Annotated in this window: 18 protein-coding genes; 14 read left to right on the top strand and 4 right to left on the bottom strand. The window is 35.7% G+C overall.

Annotation, left to right across the window (positions count from 1 at the left end):
• Positions 1 to 74 precede the first annotated feature (74 nt).
• The 12 genes from GTH24_RS04150 (at position 75) to fbaA (ending at position 10,277) form a co-directional block, all read left to right on the top strand.
• Positions 75 to 470: an immunity 22 family protein gene (locus GTH24_RS04150; RefSeq protein WP_141650231.1), complete on the top strand. Its 396-nt coding sequence runs from the start codon at positions 75 to 77 to the stop codon at positions 468 to 470.
• A 33-nt stretch (positions 471 to 503) separates the two neighbouring features.
• Entirely contained in the window at positions 504 to 1,049 is a 546-nt protein-coding gene (locus GTH24_RS04155; protein ID WP_164525990.1) for a nuclease, read from the top strand.
• Between the two features lies 1 nt (position 1,050).
• Positions 1,051 to 1,404 (top strand): hypothetical protein, encoded by a 354-nt coding sequence (locus GTH24_RS04160; RefSeq protein ID WP_072070725.1) that lies wholly within the window; start codon positions 1,051 to 1,053, stop codon positions 1,402 to 1,404.
• Entirely contained in the window at positions 1,401 to 1,730 is a 330-nt protein-coding gene (locus tag GTH24_RS04165; RefSeq protein WP_072070724.1) for a hypothetical protein, read from the top strand. Before GTH24_RS04160 ends, GTH24_RS04165 begins: the two co-directional genes overlap by 4 nt.
• A 14-nt stretch (positions 1,731 to 1,744) precedes the next feature.
• Entirely contained in the window at positions 1,745 to 2,095 is a 351-nt protein-coding gene (locus GTH24_RS04170; protein WP_072070723.1) for a hypothetical protein, read from the top strand.
• 54 nt (positions 2,096 to 2,149) lie between these two features.
• Positions 2,150 to 2,479: a hypothetical protein gene (locus GTH24_RS04175; RefSeq protein WP_164525991.1), complete on the top strand. Its 330-nt coding sequence runs from the start codon at positions 2,150 to 2,152 to the stop codon at positions 2,477 to 2,479.
• 129 nt (positions 2,480 to 2,608) lie between these two features.
• Positions 2,609 to 3,067 carry a hypothetical protein gene (locus tag GTH24_RS04180; protein ID WP_164525992.1) on the top strand — a complete coding sequence of 153 codons (459 nt, stop codon included), beginning with the start codon at positions 2,609 to 2,611 and terminating at the stop codon, positions 3,065 to 3,067.
• 101 nt (positions 3,068 to 3,168) lie between these two features.
• Entirely contained in the window at positions 3,169 to 4,095 is a 927-nt protein-coding gene (locus GTH24_RS04185; protein WP_164525993.1) for a hypothetical protein, read from the top strand.
• 517 nt (positions 4,096 to 4,612) lie between these two features.
• Positions 4,613 to 6,607 (top strand): transketolase, encoded by a 1,995-nt coding sequence (tkt, locus tag GTH24_RS04190; protein WP_072070719.1) that lies wholly within the window; start codon positions 4,613 to 4,615, stop codon positions 6,605 to 6,607.
• A 257-nt stretch (positions 6,608 to 6,864) separates the two neighbouring features.
• A complete protein-coding gene (gene epd / locus GTH24_RS04195; RefSeq protein WP_072070718.1) occupies positions 6,865 to 7,884 on the top strand; it encodes an erythrose-4-phosphate dehydrogenase in 1,020 nt (339 codons plus the stop codon).
• Positions 7,885 to 7,970: 86 nt separating this feature from the next.
• Entirely contained in the window at positions 7,971 to 9,134 is a 1,164-nt protein-coding gene (pgk, locus tag GTH24_RS04200) for a phosphoglycerate kinase (RefSeq protein WP_072070717.1), read from the top strand.
• Between the two features lie 63 nt (positions 9,135 to 9,197).
• Positions 9,198 to 10,277: a class II fructose-bisphosphate aldolase gene (fbaA, locus tag GTH24_RS04205; protein ID WP_072070716.1), complete on the top strand. Its 1,080-nt coding sequence runs from the start codon at positions 9,198 to 9,200 to the stop codon at positions 10,275 to 10,277.
• A gap of 241 nt (positions 10,278 to 10,518) precedes the next feature.
• Here fbaA and dtpB read toward each other — a convergent pair whose 3' ends face one another.
• Together dtpB and hpaC are read right to left on the bottom strand one after the other, a co-directional pair.
• Positions 10,519 to 12,006, bottom strand: coding sequence for a dipeptide/tripeptide permease DtpB (gene dtpB, locus GTH24_RS04210; protein WP_072070715.1), 1,488 nt, complete (start codon positions 12,004 to 12,006; stop codon positions 10,519 to 10,521).
• Between the two features lie 598 nt (positions 12,007 to 12,604).
• Positions 12,605 to 13,123 (bottom strand): 4-hydroxyphenylacetate 3-monooxygenase, reductase component, encoded by a 519-nt coding sequence (gene hpaC / locus GTH24_RS04215; protein WP_072070714.1) that lies wholly within the window; start codon positions 13,121 to 13,123, stop codon positions 12,605 to 12,607.
• Between the two features lie 592 nt (positions 13,124 to 13,715).
• On the opposite strand from hpaC, the gene hpaR reads away from it, so the two are divergent.
• Positions 13,716 to 14,153, top strand: coding sequence for a homoprotocatechuate degradation operon regulator HpaR (gene hpaR / locus GTH24_RS04220; protein ID WP_072070713.1), 438 nt, complete (start codon positions 13,716 to 13,718; stop codon positions 14,151 to 14,153).
• 67 nt (positions 14,154 to 14,220) lie between these two features.
• Here hpaR and betT read toward each other — a convergent pair whose 3' ends face one another.
• Both betT and GTH24_RS04230 read right to left on the bottom strand, forming a co-directional pair.
• The gene (gene betT, locus GTH24_RS04225; RefSeq protein ID WP_072070712.1) at positions 14,221 to 16,224 is read right to left on the bottom strand and encodes a choline BCCT transporter BetT; all 2,004 of its coding nucleotides are present in this window, start codon (positions 16,222 to 16,224) and stop codon (positions 14,221 to 14,223) included.
• Between the two features lie 366 nt (positions 16,225 to 16,590).
• A complete protein-coding gene (locus GTH24_RS04230) occupies positions 16,591 to 17,226 on the bottom strand; it encodes a hypothetical protein (RefSeq protein WP_072070711.1) in 636 nt (211 codons plus the stop codon).
• A 267-nt stretch (positions 17,227 to 17,493) separates the two neighbouring features.
• On the opposite strand from GTH24_RS04230, the gene GTH24_RS04235 reads away from it, so the two are divergent.
• The gene (locus GTH24_RS04235) at positions 17,494 to 18,168 is read left to right on the top strand and encodes a DUF421 domain-containing protein (RefSeq protein ID WP_109408083.1); all 675 of its coding nucleotides are present in this window, start codon (positions 17,494 to 17,496) and stop codon (positions 18,166 to 18,168) included.
• Positions 18,169 to 18,233: the final 65 nt, after the last annotated feature.

Below are 18,233 nucleotides of genomic sequence, written 5' to 3' on the forward strand. Positions count from 1 at the left end.
ATTTGATATCACTATCTTAAAATTTATTAATGATATTAGTGCTATATAGAATGGCATTCTGCAGGGTAATTAATATGGAAAATAAAGTACATTTATGGATTGGCAGTAATTTTTCTTCTGAAGAAGAGTATATGCATTATTTTGAGTTAGATTACTCCGAGGAAGAAGGGATTGATTCTCCTAATTATAGAGTATGTGGATTTTGCAAAGATCTGGGAATAATGTGGTACGACGAAGATTTTATTGGTGTTATTCCTCGCTTTGATAACGATGTTATGCTTGATGAAATTCTAGTAGATGCTGCTGTTGATGAAAGTGAAATCTCGTTCATTAAAGCTAGATGTGAAGTATTAGGGATTAAACGTGCCAATGCGATATTTTGGTACCAAGATCCTGAACTTGTTATCAAAGAGAGCGATAATCAAACTTATAATAATTTATATTATATTGGTCAATATAAAGGTGATTAGTTGGTTTAATAATTTATTTAGGTTGGAGTCATAATGCTATTAACGCTTGATGAAATCACAAAAGAGCTAGAAAAAAAATTCTCCCCTTTAGGAGAAGATTTTGATGATTTAGTGCTTTTTAAAAGAGCGACACCACTTACTGATCTAAGTACGTTAGAACAAAAATCAATACTTTCTCTTCCTGATGATTTTACCTCTTTTATCTCTCTCTATAATTTAGATAATTTCTCATTATTTAATATCAGTTTTGGTTGTGGTGAAGATTATCTTGAAAGACTTTTCATGCTAAATAGCCCTAATGAATTTACCCAGTGGTGGACTGGAAATAAGCGACCTGAAAATATGATTGTTATTGCACTGTCAGATCCTTATACCCTCTTATTGAATACTCAAACTGGTAATGTTTTTGCAATGACCAGTGAAACACCTATGGATAGTTTTGAACATATTGCCGCGAACTTTTTTGTTTTTTTTAGTGCGGTTGCCACTCTATTTTTAACGGATATTTCGCCAGATAGAGTTATCGAACTAACTTCTTCTCAAACAATCTCGTTTTGGCATCAACTAAAATCTGAATAAGATGAAAAATATAAAGAAAAAAGCACTAATTTATGATGGTTTTGAAGATGATTTTTATCAGCTAAATCATCTTATTCAATGCTCTTATTATGATGAAGATATGTTAGTTGACGTAATGCGATTAAGAGACTTAAACAGTCTAGATGAAGATGTAAAACAGAAGGCAATAAATAAAGTTAAAGGACTCACCTTAAATCTAGGAACGTGCTATACCTATGATGGTTTGTCGGTAATGTACGATATCCAAAAGTCAAAAAAAGAGAATATGCAGCTATTTGGTTTATTTGCTATTGGTGAAAGACAACCCGCACGATATCAAATCATAGTTTTAGGGATATTTAGGATCAAATTATGAACACGGAATTTTATTTACGGTTAAGTATGCTATCTAAAACACTTGACCATTTTTATTATCAAGAATTTGAAACTGAACAAGCCGAATACAGTAAAAATAAACAGATAAAACAGGCTATTGTTCAGTTTATCCTTGAAATGAAAGAGCATGGTCAGCAAGCATTAATTGATGAGGCTTTAAACCTTATATTTCATAATACTGGTTGTCATATTGATTGCGAAATTCTAGATGAGATCATGCTTCCTGTGATTGAACAAAACATCATTACTCCAGAATTGATTGATAAAAATCTGAAAGAGAATTCACCTATGGGACGTTGGTTTTAATACAGAGAAAAATAATGAAAAAAGATGAGCTTGTTATTAGTGAAATATACAAAGAATTATTTGAAGATAACCTAAAACTATATAGTGAAAGACTAAATAGGCAAGTTCAAGAGAGTCAAAATAGAGGCACTTCCTCTCAAGTGAATAAGTTTTTTGTTAATTTATCAGAAAAAGAAAGGCAGTTAATAATTAATATGTTGAAAATTGCGATGACAGATACGGCATCAATAATATTTGGAACACTAGATGGTACTCATTTCGTTAATAATATAAATAAGGATTTTCAGCTTATTTATGATGATGAAGAAATTCAAGGCGATCTTCAAGATCATTTTTTAGCGTTAGTGGAAGATAATAATCGTTAAACTAAAGTTTATTCTAGTAGGGATTTAATCATTATAAGGATATTATGCTTTAAAATGAAAAGAATAGAAATTTACTCTGAAATGCTATGGTGGGCATTATCCCATATTCGAAATGTTCAAACACACAGTTTTATCCGTAAGGGGAAAAATAAATCCTGTGGTTTTGAAGCTGAGTTACTACATAATGTTGTTGGCACTTTACCTACCGAAGGGATGAATGATAATGATATCTACTTTCTTAATGTGCAAGCTAAATATTACTTAGACAATGCTAATGAAAAAATTTGTGATAATTATAATGTACATAAGAAAAATATTAAGCGTTTATTTGAGATTGTCCCTGAGCATTTAAAAGATCAACTAAAATGGGATGGGCCAGAATAAGAATGAAATACTTTGCTAGAGTTATTTCCCTTAATCCTTATGTGGAAGAAGAGGTTATCCTTACTTTGGGTAATATAAAGTTTGTTGAAATCAGACAGAGTTAACGTAGAAATAATTGAGTCTATTACTATGAGTTTTTTTAACGAAATCCAACAAAAAATCGGCATTACACCTTTCTTTTCTAATATGGGACAAGGAAGCTTTGATGATAAAAAAATTATCTATTTTCAAAGTATTCAAACTTGCTTTGAATCGTCTTTAAATGTCGAATGGTTGCCAACGTCTCCCACTCAAGATGATCCTTTCTATATAAAACAAGAATATCCCAAAGATTTAGTTGAGATGCGATTAGTTGTCAGTAAAGCAGTAATAGAAAGTTTAAAAGCGTTTCCTGTAACTGACAGTCATTTTCAGTACGATGTACATAACTTTAAAATTGTAGCAAGAAATGCGATATGTTACGCATTTAGGCAGTATCTTACTGAAAAATATTTTTCCCTTGGAGACAACTGGAAAAATATCGTTAATATCTATTATCAAGGGTATTGGCCAGTAGGGATATACCATAAAAAAATAGTCGTAATTTAACTTTATTATTTTTAAGAAAAATAGAGTAACTTAAGGAAGTAGAGAGATGGATATCACTAAGATTTATCAATATAAATTAAGAAAATTATTCAATCCGAGAGTTGCTTCCTTTTGAACACGATACTCTATTTTTACAGCCTTGGGATGGTGAATTAGATGAAATCATTTCAGTCAAATTAAAAAATAAGCCAGCTCTTTATCTTTCATGGTGGAATGAACTATTTAGCTCACAGAAAGTTGATGAAGTGATTAGTGTTGAACCTTACGATCAAAATTATTATAGATTCTTTTATTTTTTAAGACTTTTACCTAATATATTATCAATAAATCGAAATGAAAGTTTTTATAGTAAAAACTTAGTTTCTACTTATATTATTTCTCAGTTAAAAGCGACTCTCTCTTTTTTAGGTGAAGAGAAAGAAAATATCTATAAAACTGAACTTATTAATTATTTATTCTATGATATGGGATTTGCTGATTTTTATTATCATTATTTTATAGTAAAAGATAATCAACTTTATTTTCGTTATTCAGATGATAAAATAATGAGAGTTGATTTATTAATCAACTTAACTCACGATCTTGTTTATCAATATAGAAAGAAGAATAGTCATAAAGATTTAAATATCATTAAGAACCAACAGATGGAAATTATTAAATTTCTTCTTGAGGAAGATGAAAGTGTTATCTTTACGTTAGAAGATCACTGTTTACTTTATCTGTCACCTGAAAAATTTATAAAAACGTACCAATGTGATACTGATAAAATATTTAAACTATTAGTAAGTTGTTTAAGTAAAGATCAATCAGCACTTAATCTCTTCGTCTCTAAGATGATCATCATGAATTATAACTATTATATTTTAAAAAATAATCCTGATGAAATTTTAAAATTAAAAGCGTTTTGTAAAAGAGATAACTTACAATTCTTTCTATTATTAAAATCAATTATCGATTTGCATTTCTTTATTAGAAAAGAAGATTTTAAGGAGTTACACTTAGAGTATTTTCTATCTAAAATTAACTAAGACTAAGTAGAATATATAGATACATTGCTTTTTAATAAAAAGAATAACAATTACGTTACGCAGAGTTTTCCTTTTAGTTATATATGATATAAATAAGATTTTTATCACTGAATCAGTGAATTATCTGCTTTTTATCTTTTTTAAACACTTATAATTCTACGTCTTTGTAACAAGTTCAGTCAGTTATTAGGTTATAATTAAAACAAATACGGTATTTATTTGATTTGATGGATAATTAGGTAATGAATTTTTATCTTGATTAGTCATATCAAGCTAAGGTTTAATAGCACGCTTCTCAATTGCGCAAATATTTGTCTTTTTTGCTTTTTGTTGCGCAACAATGCAGTGGTTTAATGTTATTTTCCGCTTTAATCGTAAAAAACGCCGTACAAATCAAAGAACTATTGATTTAAGCTAATTACGATAGCCACCTTGGTGGATTTTTTATATTGCGGTTTTTTGCCTGCATTGAGAGAATCAGCTATCTAGATGCTTTTTATCCGACTTGGAGTAGAAAATGACCACTCGTAAAACCCTTGCTAATGCGATCCGTTTTTTAAGTATGGATGCTGTGCAAAAAGCGAAATCAGGACACCCTGGCGCCCCTATGGGTATGGCTGATATTGCAGAAGTATTATGGCGTGATTTTTTAAATCATAATCCGACAAACCCTAACTGGGCTGATCGTGACCGTTTCGTATTATCTAACGGCCATGCTTCAATGCTGATTTATAGCTTACTGCACCTGTCTGGTTATCAAGTTTCTTTAGATGATCTGAAAAATTTCCGTCAATTGCATTCTAAAACACCGGGTCACCCAGAATATGGTTATACCCCAGGTGTTGAAACAACAACGGGTCCTTTAGGTCAAGGTATTGCAAACGCAGTGGGTTTTGCTATTGCAGAACGTACATTAGCGGCTCAATTTAACCGTCCTGGTCATGACATCGTTGACCACTACACCTACGCCTTTATGGGTGATGGTTGTATGATGGAAGGTATCTCTCACGAAGTGTGTTCTTTAGCTGGAACACTACAGTTAGGCAAACTGATTGCATTTTATGATGACAATGGCATCTCTATTGATGGTCAAGTGCATGGTTGGTTTACTGACAATACAGCAGAACGTTTTGACGCTTATGGCTGGCATGTTATCAGTGGTATCGATGGTCACGACGCAGCAAGCATTAAAGCCGCTATCGAAACAGCAAAACAAATTACAGACAAACCATCACTGTTGATTTGTAAAACCACTATCGGTTTTGGTTCCCCACATAAAGCAGGTACTGCAGATTCTCATGGTTCTCCATTAGGTGATGCAGAAATCGCTGAAACACGTAAAGCGTTAGGTTGGGAATATGGCGCATTCGAAATTCCACAAGAAATCTATAAAGAGTGGGATGCGAAAGAAGCGGGTAAAGCAAAAGAAGCTGCATGGGATGCTAAATTTGCTGCATACGCAGCACAGTTCCCTGAATTAGCGGCTGAATTCAAACGTCGTGTTTCTGGTGAATTACCAGCAAACTGGGAAAAAGATTCCAAAGCATTTATTGAAAATCTGCAACAAAACCCTTCAAGTATTGCAAGCCGTAAAGCATCTCAAAATGCATTAGAAGCATTCGGTAAAGTATTACCTGAATTCATGGGTGGTTCTGCGGACTTAGCACCAAGTAACCTGACTATGTGGTCTGGTTCTAAAGCGCTGAATGAAGACAACGCGGGTAACTACATCCATTACGGTGTACGTGAATTCGGTATGTCTGCAATCATGAACGGTATCGCATTACACGGCGGTTTCGTTCCTTACGGTGCAACCTTCTTGATGTTTATGGAATATGCTCGTAATGCAGTGCGTATGGCTGCACTGATGAAGATCCGCAGTATCTTCGTTTATACTCATGACTCTATTGGTCTGGGTGAAGATGGCCCAACTCACCAACCAGTTGAGCAAATGGCAAGCCTGCGTGTTACTCCAAACGTAAGCACATGGCGTCCATGTGACCAAGTTGAATCAGCAGTTGCATGGAAATATGCGATTGATCGTAAAGATGGCCCAACAGCACTGATTTTCTCTCGTCAAAACCTTGCACAACAACCACGTACTCCAGAGCAACTAGCAAATATCGAGAAGGGTGGTTATATCCTGAAGGATTGTACTGGTACGCCTGAATTAATCTTTATTGCTACAGGTTCTGAAGTTGAATTAGCGGTTAGCGCTTATGATCAACTGACTGCTGAAGGCCGTAAAGTACGTGTTGTTTCTATGCCAGCAACAGATGCATTTGATAAACAAGATGCAGATTATCGTGAAGCAGTATTACCAGCATCAGTGAAAGCTCGTGTTGCTATCGAAGCAGGTATTGCTGACTACTGGTTCAAATATGTTGGTTTAGATGGTGCGATTGTAGGTATGCATAGCTTCGGTGAGTCTGCACCTGCAAACGAATTATTTGAAGAGTTTGGTTTTACTGTTGAAAATGTGGTCACACAGGCAAAATCTTTACTTAAATAATCAATAAGTGTTAACAAGAGCACATTTTTGGGAAGAGTTTCTCAGATGTGCTCTTTTTTTATCCTTCCATCTTTGTTTACTATTGCGATCTTCTCTCATTTCTCGTAATCTGATTACCAATAAGCTGAACCGTTTCAGTTAATGCTGAAATGTCGGTGACTGCACAATTTCTAGATTTACTTGATTTATCGTTGTTGATTAGTATCTTGCTCTATTATTCTAATCGGTTGCAAATCACAAGTTATCAAGGAAGTCACATGACAATCAGAGTCGCTATTAACGGTTTTGGTCGTATAGGGCGTAATGTGTTAAGAGCGCTTTATGAATCAGGCAAACGGGCTGAAATAACGGTTGTTGCAATAAATGAATTGGCTGATGCACAAGGTATTGGGCATCTTCTCAAGTATGACTCCAGTCACGGACGTTTTGCTTGGGATGTACGAATTAATAATGATTTATTGCAAGTAGGTGATGATAGTATTCGTCTTTTTCATCATGCTGATATTACTGATTTACCTTGGGGTGAGCTTGGTATTGATGTTGTGCTTGATTGTAGTGGTGCTTATGGCTCTCGTGCTGATGGCGAAGCTCATATTGCACAAGGTGCCAAAAAGGTGCTCTTTTCTCATCCGGGAACAACAGATTTAGATGCAACAGTGGTTTTTGGTGTTAATCAACATGAACTTAAAAAAGAACACCGCATTGTTTCAAACGCATCTTGTACAACAAATTGCATTATTCCCATCATTAAAATGATGGATGATGCGTTTAATATAGAATCAGGAACAGTAACTACAATCCATGCAGCCATGAACGATCAACCCGTGATTGATGCATATCATAAGGATTTACGCCGTACTCGTGCCGCAGGACAATCTATCATTCCTGTTGATACGAAATTGGCCGCAGGAATTACTCGAATTTTCCCAAAATTTAAGGATCATTTTGAGGCAATTTCTGTACGAGTTCCTACAATTAATGTGACGGCAATTGATTTAAGTGTCACTGTAAAAACTGCTGTAAATGTGTTAGATGTCAATCGGTTAATTCAAAAATCAGCAACTGGCGCATTTCGTGGTATAGTGGATTACACAGAATTGCCATTAGTCTCAACTGATTTTAACCACGACCCTCATAGTGCTATCGTTGACGGCACTCAAACAAGAGTCAGTGGGCAACACCTGATCAAAACGTTAGTCTGGTGTGATAATGAATGGGGCTTTGCTAATCGGATGCTTGATACAACGTTAGCAATGGCTACAACTGGTTTTAAATAATCATGTTTTAATGACGGTGTCGCGTAAAATACAACACACTGAACAGAAGATTACTAAATTTTAGAGAATCAATGAGAGGATTCATCATGTCTGTAATTAAGATGACCGATTTAGACCTAGCGGGTAAACGAGTTCTTATCCGTGCTGACCTGAACGTTCCAGTAAAAGATGGTAAAGTGACTTCAGATGCGCGTATTCGTGCTTCTTTACCAACAATTGAAGCCGCGTTAAAACAAGGCGCTAAAGTGATGGTAACTTCTCACTTAGGTCGCCCTACCGAAGGTGAGTACAACGAAGAGTTCTCTTTAAAACCAGTTGTTGACTATCTGAAAGACAAATTAACTGCACCTGTAAGTCTTGCTAAAGACTATTTAAACGGTGTTGAAGTTAATGCCGGTGAATTAGTGGTTCTTGAAAACGTTCGTTTTAACAAAGGCGAAAAGAAAGACGACGAAACACTGTCTAAACAATACGCTGCATTATGTGATGTGTTCGTAATGGATGCATTCGGTACTGCTCACCGTGCTCAAGCATCAACTCATGGTGTTGCTAAATTTGCACAAGTTGCTTGTGCTGGCCCTCTGTTATCAGCAGAGCTTGAAGCATTAGGTAAAGCATTAGATAAACCAGCGCGCCCAATGGTTGCAATTGTTGGTGGTTCTAAAGTTTCAACTAAACTGACTGTATTAGATTCCTTATCAAAAATCGCTGACCAATTAATCGTTGGTGGTGGTATTGCAAATACCTTTATCGCAGCAGAAGGTCACCCAGTAGGTCGTTCTTTATATGAAGCAGACTTAGTAGATGACGCTAAAAAACTGATGGAAAAATGCGATATTCCAGTACCAACTGATGTTCGTGTTGCAACTGAATTCTCAGAAACAGCAGATGCTGTTTTAAAATCAGCAAGTGACATCAAAGACGATGAACAAGTGCTAGATATCGGTGATGTGACAGCTGAACGTTTAGCTGAAATCCTGAAAAATGCGAAAACTATCCTGTGGAATGGCCCAGTAGGTGTATTTGAATTCCCTAACTTCCGTAAAGGTACAGAAATCATTGCTAAAGCGATTGCAGATAGCGAAGCATTCTCTATCGCAGGTGGTGGTGATACGCTGGCAGCTATTGATTTATTTGATATCGCAGACAAAATCTCTTACATTTCAACCGGCGGTGGTGCTTTCTTAGAATTCGTTGAAGGCAAAAAACTTCCTGCTGTTGCAATGTTAGAAGAACGCGCTAAACAGTAATTAAGTCAGCTCATACAGGTAGAAAGTTATTTTCTACCTGTTCCAAATATAGGATCTTATTACATGTCTAAAGTTTTTGATTTCGTGAAACCGGGTGTCATCACGGGTGATGATGTACAAAAAGTATTTGCAGTAGCAAAAGAAAACAAATTTGCTCTGCCAGCGGTTAACTGTGTAGGTACTGACTCAATCAATGCTGTGTTAGAAGCTGCTGCGAAAGTTCGTTCTCCTGTTATTGTACAGTTCTCTAACGGTGGTGCTGCATTTATCGCAGGTAAAGGTCTTAAATCTGATGTACCTCAGCAAGCCGCTATTTTAGGTGCAATTTCTGGTGCTCACCATGTGCATCAAATGGCTGAATACTACGGTGTTCCTGTTATTCTGCACACTGACCACTGTGCAAAAAAATTATTGCCATGGATTGATGGCCTGCTAGATGCAGGTGAAAAACATTACGCTAAAACAGGTAAACCACTGTTCTCTTCTCACATGATTGACTTATCAGAAGAGTCATTAGAAGAAAACATCGAAATCTGTGCTAAATATTTAGCGCGTATGGCTAAAATCGATATGACTTTAGAAATCGAATTAGGCTGTACTGGTGGTGAAGAAGACGGTGTTGATAATACAGGCATGGACAGTTCTGCTCTGTATACTCAACCAGAAGATGTTGCTTACGCATATGAAAAACTGAGCGCGGTAAGCCCTCGTTTCACTATCGCAGCCTCTTTCGGTAACGTTCATGGTGTTTATAAACCAGGTAACGTTCAATTAACGCCAAAAATTCTGCGCAATTCACAAGACTACGTATCAGAGAAATTCAATCTGCCACACAATAGCCTAGATTTCGTTTTCCATGGCGGCTCAGGTTCTTCTGCTGAAGAAATCAAAGAAGCTGTTGGCTATGGTGTTATCAAAATGAATATCGATACTGATACTCAGTGGGCAACTTGGGATGGTATCTTACAATTCTATAAAAAGAACGAAGGCTATCTGCAAGGTCAGTTAGGTAACCCAGAAGGTGCTGATAAACCTAACAAGAAATACTACGACCCACGTAACTGGTTACGCCAAGCACAATCATCAATGGTTGTTCGTTTAGAGCAAGCATTTAAAGAATTGAATGCGATTGATGTTCTGTAATTGATTCATTCTTTAAAATGAAATAAACCCGCTTATTTGGCGGGTTTTTTTATGCCTGATAGAAAGTTATCAGGCAGTTTGGCTATGATGATATTTATCTGCAGAATTAGGTATAAAGTTGTGTTGATAATCAATATCTTTAGTCTCTATTAGAGATATCCGACCTTGAGATAAAGCAGATATAAAAAAGCGCCTATTAATGAATAGACGCTTAAATATAGTCAATATTTTAACTGAAAGATTAGCCAGTGACTTTGACGCTTTTGCTTTCTTCTTTCATCATTCGGTTAAGTAGAGGCACTGTTGCCCACATAACCAGACCTACAATTAAGGTCACTATACCAATTTTACCAAACACATCGGTATAAATAGGTAAAGTCTGTAGTGGATCTGTAATACCTTCTGGTGCTGCTGTAAAGGTTGCAACATAACCACCTAACAAATAAGCTGTTGCTTGAGTTAAGAACCACATACCTAAAATAAAGCCCATCATATATTGCGGTACGAAAGCCGCAACCATGGCTAAACCTAATGCACTGATCATTAGCTCACCTAAACTCTGGAATAAATAAACCAGAACGATAAACCAAGGTGATGTTAAGCCTTGAGCATCTGCAAACCACATACCCGATGCGGCGGCTGTAAGGAATCCTAACGAGCACAGAAGCATACCGGCGGTAAACTTCGCTGGCATTGAGAAGTCTTTGCCTTTCGCGCCTAAACGGCTATACACGATGGCTAAGATTGGGCTAGCAATAATAATCCAGAATGGGTTTAAAGCTTGGAAGCTTACAGGGTGGATCTCAAAACCCAATAAATTATGATGAACGTTGTGAATAGCAAAGAAGTTTAATGAGGTTGGCATTTGTGCATAAAGAATGTAGAAAATAACAGCTTCTAACATCAGAACAAAAGCAACATACATTTTATTACGTGCAACACGGTCTTTTTGTTTAAACGCTTCACGGAAATAAATGAAGACAACAATAATAGACAAGCTGACTAAAACAATATTCGCAATCATTACGTTGTGCAGTAACCATGCACAAACAAATACCATTGCGACAGATCCGGCAATGACTAAGAGCAGCTTGTTGTAATTCATTGGTAAATGGTCTGGTTCAGAACCAATATTTGCTACCATCTTACGACAGAAGAAATAAACCAATAAGGCGATAATTAAGCCAATACCACAAATATTATAAGTCAGTCCATATCCATAATGATCAGCAAGTACTGGCGCAATAGATAAAGAAATTAATGAGCCAACATTTATCGACATATAAAACAGCGTAAATGCGCCATCAAGACGGGGATCTTTAGGTGGATAGCACTTTGCTAATAAGCTTGCAGGATTCGCTTTAAATAAACCGTTACCTACAGCGATAGTTCCTAATGCATAGAAAATTAAATTAGGATACATAATTGACATACCAGTCATGAAATAACCGATAGCCAAGACAATAGCACCTAAAACAATAGTTCGTTTTGTTCCTAATAAGTGATCACCAACATAACCACCAATAGAAATCAGCCCATAAACCAGTGCAGAAAATGCACCAAAAGTAATAAAAGCCTGTTCTTGAGAGAATCCGAGTTTACTAACAAAATAAACGGCAAGAATACCTTGTACGCCGTAGTAACCGAAACGTTCCCATAATTCTACAAAGAAAATCATAAAGAATGGTTTAGGCTGTTGTAATAAACCGACTTGAGCGGGTTTATCCATATCTGTAATGCCCCTAATTATTATTTATTTTCAACAACGATGTTATTTACTCAAACTTATGAGATATGTTACATGACGATAACATTATCTGCCGTATTTAGAGTGATGTTTGCAAATTTAAGAAGGTAATCAGCAAGTCGAGTAGACTAATATATTGATGGAATGACTTCTCAAAGGTTGATCACACTGTAAGGAAGATTAATACCAGATTGAAAAAAATATTCATTAGTTTATTTTCAAATAAAGCTATTTAATTGGTTATTGGTATAAAAATTCGCCGATAAGATTATTTTTTGTTTGTATTTTAATCTAATTAAAATAAATAAAGATGCATGGTGAAAGTGAAAAGAAAAAGTTTTTGGTGATGTGACTGATTGATTATAGAAAGAAATTTTTCATTATAATTTAAAGATATTCTTTTATAACAAACAGATGTTAATAAAAGTTTAATAAAGACCTAAAAATTAGGAATGGTTATTTGGATAAATAAGTATTCATTTATTTTGGATAAACATTTGGATTTATAAAGATATTATTAATAATAAAAAACGCCCTTATTGAAAGCGCGTTTTTATCTTGAGTCAGAAATAGTCGAAGTTTAAATGGAGATAGGTACCAATTCATTTTTAACAGAATGGAAACGGCGTTTAAAATAAATAAGTCCATCACCATCTTCACGTACAGCAATATTTTTAATTTCAGCCATATAAACAAAATGCGTGCCAACTTGGCGAACATCATAAATATCGCCTTCTAAGCAGGCTAGTGCATTTGTTAATATCGGTTGTTGTAGTTGCCCATTTTGCCAACCTGGTTGGGTAAAGCGATCTGCCATCGCAAGCCCTGTCATTCCGGCAAAATGACAGGCCATTTCTTCCTGCTCATGATTCAAGATATTGATACTTAATTTTCCATTTTCTTGAAAAGTTGTATTCATTTGGCTTTTACTGTTGATGCAAACCATCACGGTTGGTGGATTATCAGTGACTGAACATACCGCTGTTGCGGTTAAGCCACAACATCCAGCATCGCCATTTGTTGCAACGATATTAACTGCCGCACCTAAGCTTGCCATTGCATCCCGAAAAAGTGGGTTAGCCTGTTTTTCCTCAGACATTTTTTACTCCTACTGCCAGACTTCTCGTCTGTGGGCGTCTTCACTTAAAATAATGATTAATTAAGGTCGTTAAAATATGGTTTAACGACTCCGCTTAACAAAGTTGTTATGAACTTGCCGGTTTCTTCGTCGCACGAATTTAAAGGCGTAACGCTACCGCGCATAAACAAAGATAGCAATCTTTCTTTGTTACAACTTGTTAACTTTATCTCAAAAAAATGTGAGACAACCTTATCGCTACGATCATTATTCCTAAATTATAGCTAAGGCAATAGGCAAATTAGGCGACTTTTTTCAATAGATAGGGGGATAACACAAATTGCAAATTCATAATAATTGCATATAGGGCATAAGGTTGTGAAAAGTGGTGTTAAAACAAATAAAAGTAAAGGGTGATAAATTGCACAAAGAGAATAAAATTGCAAAAATTGAGTCAACTTTATTTATTTGTTAATATGAATAATTGTAACAAATAGTCTATTCTTAGAATATAGTCATTTTATAAACCATAAACAGCGGTACTTTTTCACTGTCTATATTGAGTGATTTTTCGTCCATTCACCTATAACACCATATAAAGAGCTTCTTGATTATGCATGAATCATTAACTATCGCGCTATTGCAAGCTCGGGAATCTGCGATGGGTTTTTTTCGACCTGTTCTTAAAGAGCATAATCTGACAGAACAACAATGGCGGATTATTCGAGTGCTTGCGGATAAGCGTTCTATTGATTTTCACGAACTAGCACAAAAATCGTGTATTCTTCGACCAAGTTTAACGGGTATTCTTATTAGAATGGAAAGAGACGAGCTAATTTGTCGATTAAAACCTGTCAGTGACCAGCGAAAGCTTTTTGTTTCGCTTTCCACAAATGGTCAAAATTTATACGATAAAATTCAGCCTAAAATTGAAGAAGGTTATCAATTACTTGAGCAAAAATTTTCGACTGAGAAGTTACAACGCCTATCTGGGTTATTAAAAGAACTGATTGCGTTAAATCCAGATGATACTGAACAATTAGAGAAATAATTTGTTTTGATAATAAAAAAGGAGATGCAAGGGCATCTCCTTTTTGTTTGTTATGACTTAGATAATATTACTGTTTACCTAATACATGTAAGAAGTGGATGTGTTTTTCATATTGATCAAGAATATCATGAATGATTTGTTCTTTCGTCCAACCCATTACATCGTAGTCTTGCCCACCTTCTTTTAAATGAATTTCAGCACGATAATATTTATGTTCTTCGTCTCTTTCTTCATCACTTAACCCAGCTAAAGCAAAAGCGGGTTGAGTATAAAAACGCAGACGAACTTCATAGAAGAAATTCATGTCATCGCCTAAATCGACTTCGAAGCCAATGCGATCATCTTCTTCATTATGGATATAGCATTGAGTTGCTTGTTTGCTTAACTCAGCAGAGACCATTTCCATTGAAGGTTGAATAACTTCATCCATAAAACGTTTTACGTGGGAACGTTTTGGAAAATAAGCGATATTTCTTAAACGGCGTTGCCAAGGAATTGGATTACGGCTTGCCGGTGGCGCAATCGTAGTTAGCTGTTGGCTATCACGTTTATATACATCCACTCGCAATGCTTTTATCAATCCATAAATAGAAGCAAGCAATACGATTGAGAAAGGAAGTGCACTTGCAATAGTCACTGTTTGTAGCGCTGTTAAACCACCGGCTAATAATAAAGTGATTGCAGAAACACCCATTAATCCCGCCCAGAAAATACGTTGCCATACTGGTGTTTCACTATCGCCACCTGAAGCCAAAGTATCAACAACCATAGCACCCGAGTCTGCTGAAGTCACAAAGAAGACAATGACCATCAGCATCGCAAAGAAAGATAAAACAGACGAGAATGGGAAGTAATTTAAGAACTCAAATAAAGCCAATGAAACATCTTGTTGTACGATATTGGCGAGGGCTTCTGCACCTTTATCTTTGATTAAATGAATGGCAGTATTACCAAAAACGGTCATCCAAAGTAAGGTAAAGCCAGCAGGAACAAACAGAACACCCACAACGAATTCACGGATAGTGCGGCCACGAGAAATACGAGCGATAAACATACCCACAAACGGAGACCATGATAACCACCAACCCCAATAAAGCAGTGTCCATCCCCCTAACCAATCACTCGATTTGGGTTCATATGCATAAAGATTAAAGGTTTTACTCACAATTTCGGATAGATATCCTCCCGTATTCTCAACAAATGATTTTAATATCAATACTGTTGGACCGAGAATGATCACCAATAAAAGAAGAATAACGGCTAAACCTAAGTTAAGTTCGGATAAAAAGCGGATACCTTTTTCTAATCCAGAAACAACAGAAATAGTTGCAAGACCTGTTATTACAACAATTAAAACAACTTGAACGGTTGGATTAATAGGAACATTAAAAAGGTGATTTAAACCAGCATTAACTTGTAAAACACCAAAACCCAGAGAGGTTGCAACACCAAAAACTGTTCCCATAACAGCAAAAATATCGACGGCATGACCAATAGGACCATGTATACGATCACCAATAATGGGATAAAGTGCTGAACGTAGTGTTAATGGCAAACCATGACGATAAGAGAAGAAAGCCAAAATTAGCGCAACAATGGCATAAATTGCCCAAGCATGTAATCCCCAATGGAAAAAAGTTAATCGCATTGCTTCTTTAGCTGCTTCAATGGTTTGCGCTTCACCTGTAGGGGGCATTAAATAATGCATAACCGGTTCTGCAACACCAAAGAACATTAATCCAATCCCCATACCAGCAGAAAATAGCATGGCAAACCATGCAAAATAGCTAAAGTGAGGACGAGCATGATCAGGCCCCAGTTTTATTTGACCAAAACGGGAAAGTCCTAAATAAGTCACACTCAGCAAAACCAATGCTACGGCTAGAATGTAGAACCAACTTGCATTCGTGAAGAGGTTTTCCTGAAGATGACCTAATTTGTCATTAGCCAACTCTGGAAATAATGCAGAGAAGCCAACGACTAATAGAATTAATAGCGCTGAGGTATAAAAAACGGGAGGATTAATTTTCATCCTAATTTTTTGAGGGGTAATATCGTTTTGTTGACTCATAGTTAACCTATTTTTTGTTATTTTCCTAGAAAGAGACTTTTCGCTATCAACTTTCTGATTGTTATTTATAACCAGAAAAGAAAAGTTCGTAAGAAAATTTGAATAAAACATCAAGTCAGAGTGATGTTTTATAAAAGAACGGAAGTAAATTATTTTTTCCGTAAAATGGAGAAAAAGAGCATTAAATCAATTGATTGCCATTATTGTGATATAAGTGCTTTCATTCTTTAATAGGTTTCTCCTGTTGAAAAAAGGAGAACATGGTTACATTTTTTGCTTAATCGATCAACCCTTGTCTTTTTTTTGTACAAAAAAAGCCAGTGAATTTTCACTGGCTTTTGATTCATCAAAAATTCTGAAATCAGATTATTTGTTCTCAGCTTTTAAATCATCAATTTTTTGTTTTGCTTGATCTGTCAATTGATCCGCTTTATCAAGTGCTTTATTTTCAGTCTCTTGAGCTTGTTGCTTTATATCACCACTTGTTTTTGAAGCATCGCCTTTTAGCTGATCAACTTTTGTGTCAGCCTCTTGCATCAGGTTATCAGCTGTTTTACTGGCATCTTGTTTTAACTCTGCCGCTTTTTCAGAGAGTTTATTGCTTTCAGCTTCTAGACTTTGTTTAATCTCTTCTGCTTTTGTTGCACTCGCATCTTTTAACTCATCAGTTTTTTGTGAGATGTTCTCTTTTAGCGCATCTGTTTTTTCATCAGCTTGTGCTTTTAATTCTGCGGCTTTTTGCTCGGCTTTATCTTTTAGCTCTTGAGCTTGTTGTGTTAATTCATCTGCTTTTGCTGCTGCATCTTCTTTTACGTCAGCAGCTTTATCTTTAGCTTGTTCTGTCAGCTCGTTAGCTTTATCTTGTGCTGTCTCAGTTACTTGAGTTGCAGTTTCTTTTGCCTTATCAATACCATCATCGACTTTTTTAGATGAATCATCACAACCTGCAGTGAGAGTAACAAGACCCGCTAGAACCAATGAAGTAAGTAGTTTTTTATTCATTTTTTTCTCCAAAATGTGTGTTCAAAAACAATTCAGTGATATCCCGCGTAAGTAGTAAAAAAGGCGAGAAGCTATTACGCTGATAGTAAGAGATTACAGATAAACTATCATAATAAGTATAGTGTGAGTCTTAAAATCAACTAACCTAAGTATATTAAGTGTTTGTTCTTAGTCAAATCCCATGAAAAATAATTTTAATTTTTATCAGGATAGCGTTTTCTGCTTTATAATAATGAGGGCAGACATTATTGGAAATGTGAGATGCAAATGGAATATTACTTTCTGGTTATTATCAAATTTATTATTGGTTTTACTATCATATTAGCCCATATGAATTTATCAGGAAAAACACAACTTTCTCAATTAACTCCCATTGATTTTATTGGTAATTTTGTTCTTGGGGGGATCATGGGAGGAGTGATTTATACTGATGCTATTCCTCTTTACCAATACATTATTGTCTTTTTAATCGGTGTTTGTTTTATCTCTTTGCTCAACTATATCAGCAAACGATTCAATTTTTTTCGTGCGGTTACCATTGGAAATCCGATCCCTATCATAAAAAAGGGCGAGTTTATTATGGAAAACATCATGGAGAAGAAGAATAAAATAGACATTCTTAATATTACTTCACGACTTCATGCTCAAGGTATCCATTCGTTTCAAGAAGTTAACTACGCACAAATTGAGCCTGATGGACAAATTACAGTAGTGTGTGATGGCGCTAAAATGCCGTCCTTGATTGTGATGAAAGACGGCGTTATCCGTACTTCAGAATTAGTACAAATAGAAAAAGATGAAGCATGGTTGCAAGAAGAAATGAAAAACCAGCATATTGATAAGCCTGAAGATGTTTTTTTAGCTGAGTTTTGGGATGGAAAAGTGAACTTTATTTTGCAAGATGGCAAGATAAAGCGTACCGCATCATTGCAGAATAATTAACTAAAATACAAATAGATGATTGGGTAAATGCTGTAGAGTAACAATGGCGACATAATGTCGCTATT

Origin of the sequence: Proteus vulgaris, from assembly GCF_011045815.1 — a bacterium.
In the GTDB taxonomy this organism is placed as follows: domain Bacteria; phylum Pseudomonadota; class Gammaproteobacteria; order Enterobacterales; family Enterobacteriaceae; genus Proteus; species Proteus vulgaris_B.

What these genes read in the sequence shown, in the direction of transcription:
- GTH24_RS04150 (WP_141650231.1), top strand. Translation starts at nt 75, where the DNA reads ATGGAAAATAAAGTACATTTATGGATTGGCAGTAATTTTTCTTCTGAA.
- GTH24_RS04155 (WP_164525990.1), top strand. Translation starts at nt 504, where the DNA reads ATGCTATTAACGCTTGATGAAATCACAAAAGAGCTAGAAAAAAAATTC.
- GTH24_RS04160 (WP_072070725.1), top strand. Translation starts at nt 1,051, where the DNA reads ATGAAAAATATAAAGAAAAAAGCACTAATTTATGATGGTTTTGAAGAT.
- GTH24_RS04165 (WP_072070724.1), top strand. Translation starts at nt 1,401, where the DNA reads ATGAACACGGAATTTTATTTACGGTTAAGTATGCTATCTAAAACACTT.
- GTH24_RS04170 (WP_072070723.1), top strand. Translation starts at nt 1,745, where the DNA reads ATGAAAAAAGATGAGCTTGTTATTAGTGAAATATACAAAGAATTATTT.
- GTH24_RS04175 (WP_164525991.1), top strand. Translation starts at nt 2,150, where the DNA reads ATGAAAAGAATAGAAATTTACTCTGAAATGCTATGGTGGGCATTATCC.
- GTH24_RS04180 (WP_164525992.1), top strand. Translation starts at nt 2,609, where the DNA reads ATGAGTTTTTTTAACGAAATCCAACAAAAAATCGGCATTACACCTTTC.
- tkt (WP_072070719.1), top strand. Translation starts at nt 4,613, where the DNA reads ATGACCACTCGTAAAACCCTTGCTAATGCGATCCGTTTTTTAAGTATG.
- epd (WP_072070718.1), top strand. Translation starts at nt 6,865, where the DNA reads ATGACAATCAGAGTCGCTATTAACGGTTTTGGTCGTATAGGGCGTAAT.
- pgk (WP_072070717.1), top strand. Translation starts at nt 7,971, where the DNA reads ATGTCTGTAATTAAGATGACCGATTTAGACCTAGCGGGTAAACGAGTT.
- fbaA (WP_072070716.1), top strand. Translation starts at nt 9,198, where the DNA reads ATGTCTAAAGTTTTTGATTTCGTGAAACCGGGTGTCATCACGGGTGAT.
- dtpB (WP_072070715.1), bottom strand. Translation starts at nt 12,006, where the DNA reads ATGGATAAACCCGCTCAAGTCGGTTTATTACAACAGCCTAAACCATTC.
- hpaC (WP_072070714.1), bottom strand. Translation starts at nt 13,123, where the DNA reads ATGTCTGAGGAAAAACAGGCTAACCCACTTTTTCGGGATGCAATGGCA.
- hpaR (WP_072070713.1), top strand. Translation starts at nt 13,716, where the DNA reads ATGCATGAATCATTAACTATCGCGCTATTGCAAGCTCGGGAATCTGCG.
- betT (WP_072070712.1), bottom strand. Translation starts at nt 16,224, where the DNA reads ATGAGTCAACAAAACGATATTACCCCTCAAAAAATTAGGATGAAAATT.
- GTH24_RS04230 (WP_072070711.1), bottom strand. Translation starts at nt 17,226, where the DNA reads ATGAATAAAAAACTACTTACTTCATTGGTTCTAGCGGGTCTTGTTACT.
- GTH24_RS04235 (WP_109408083.1), top strand. Translation starts at nt 17,494, where the DNA reads ATGGAATATTACTTTCTGGTTATTATCAAATTTATTATTGGTTTTACT.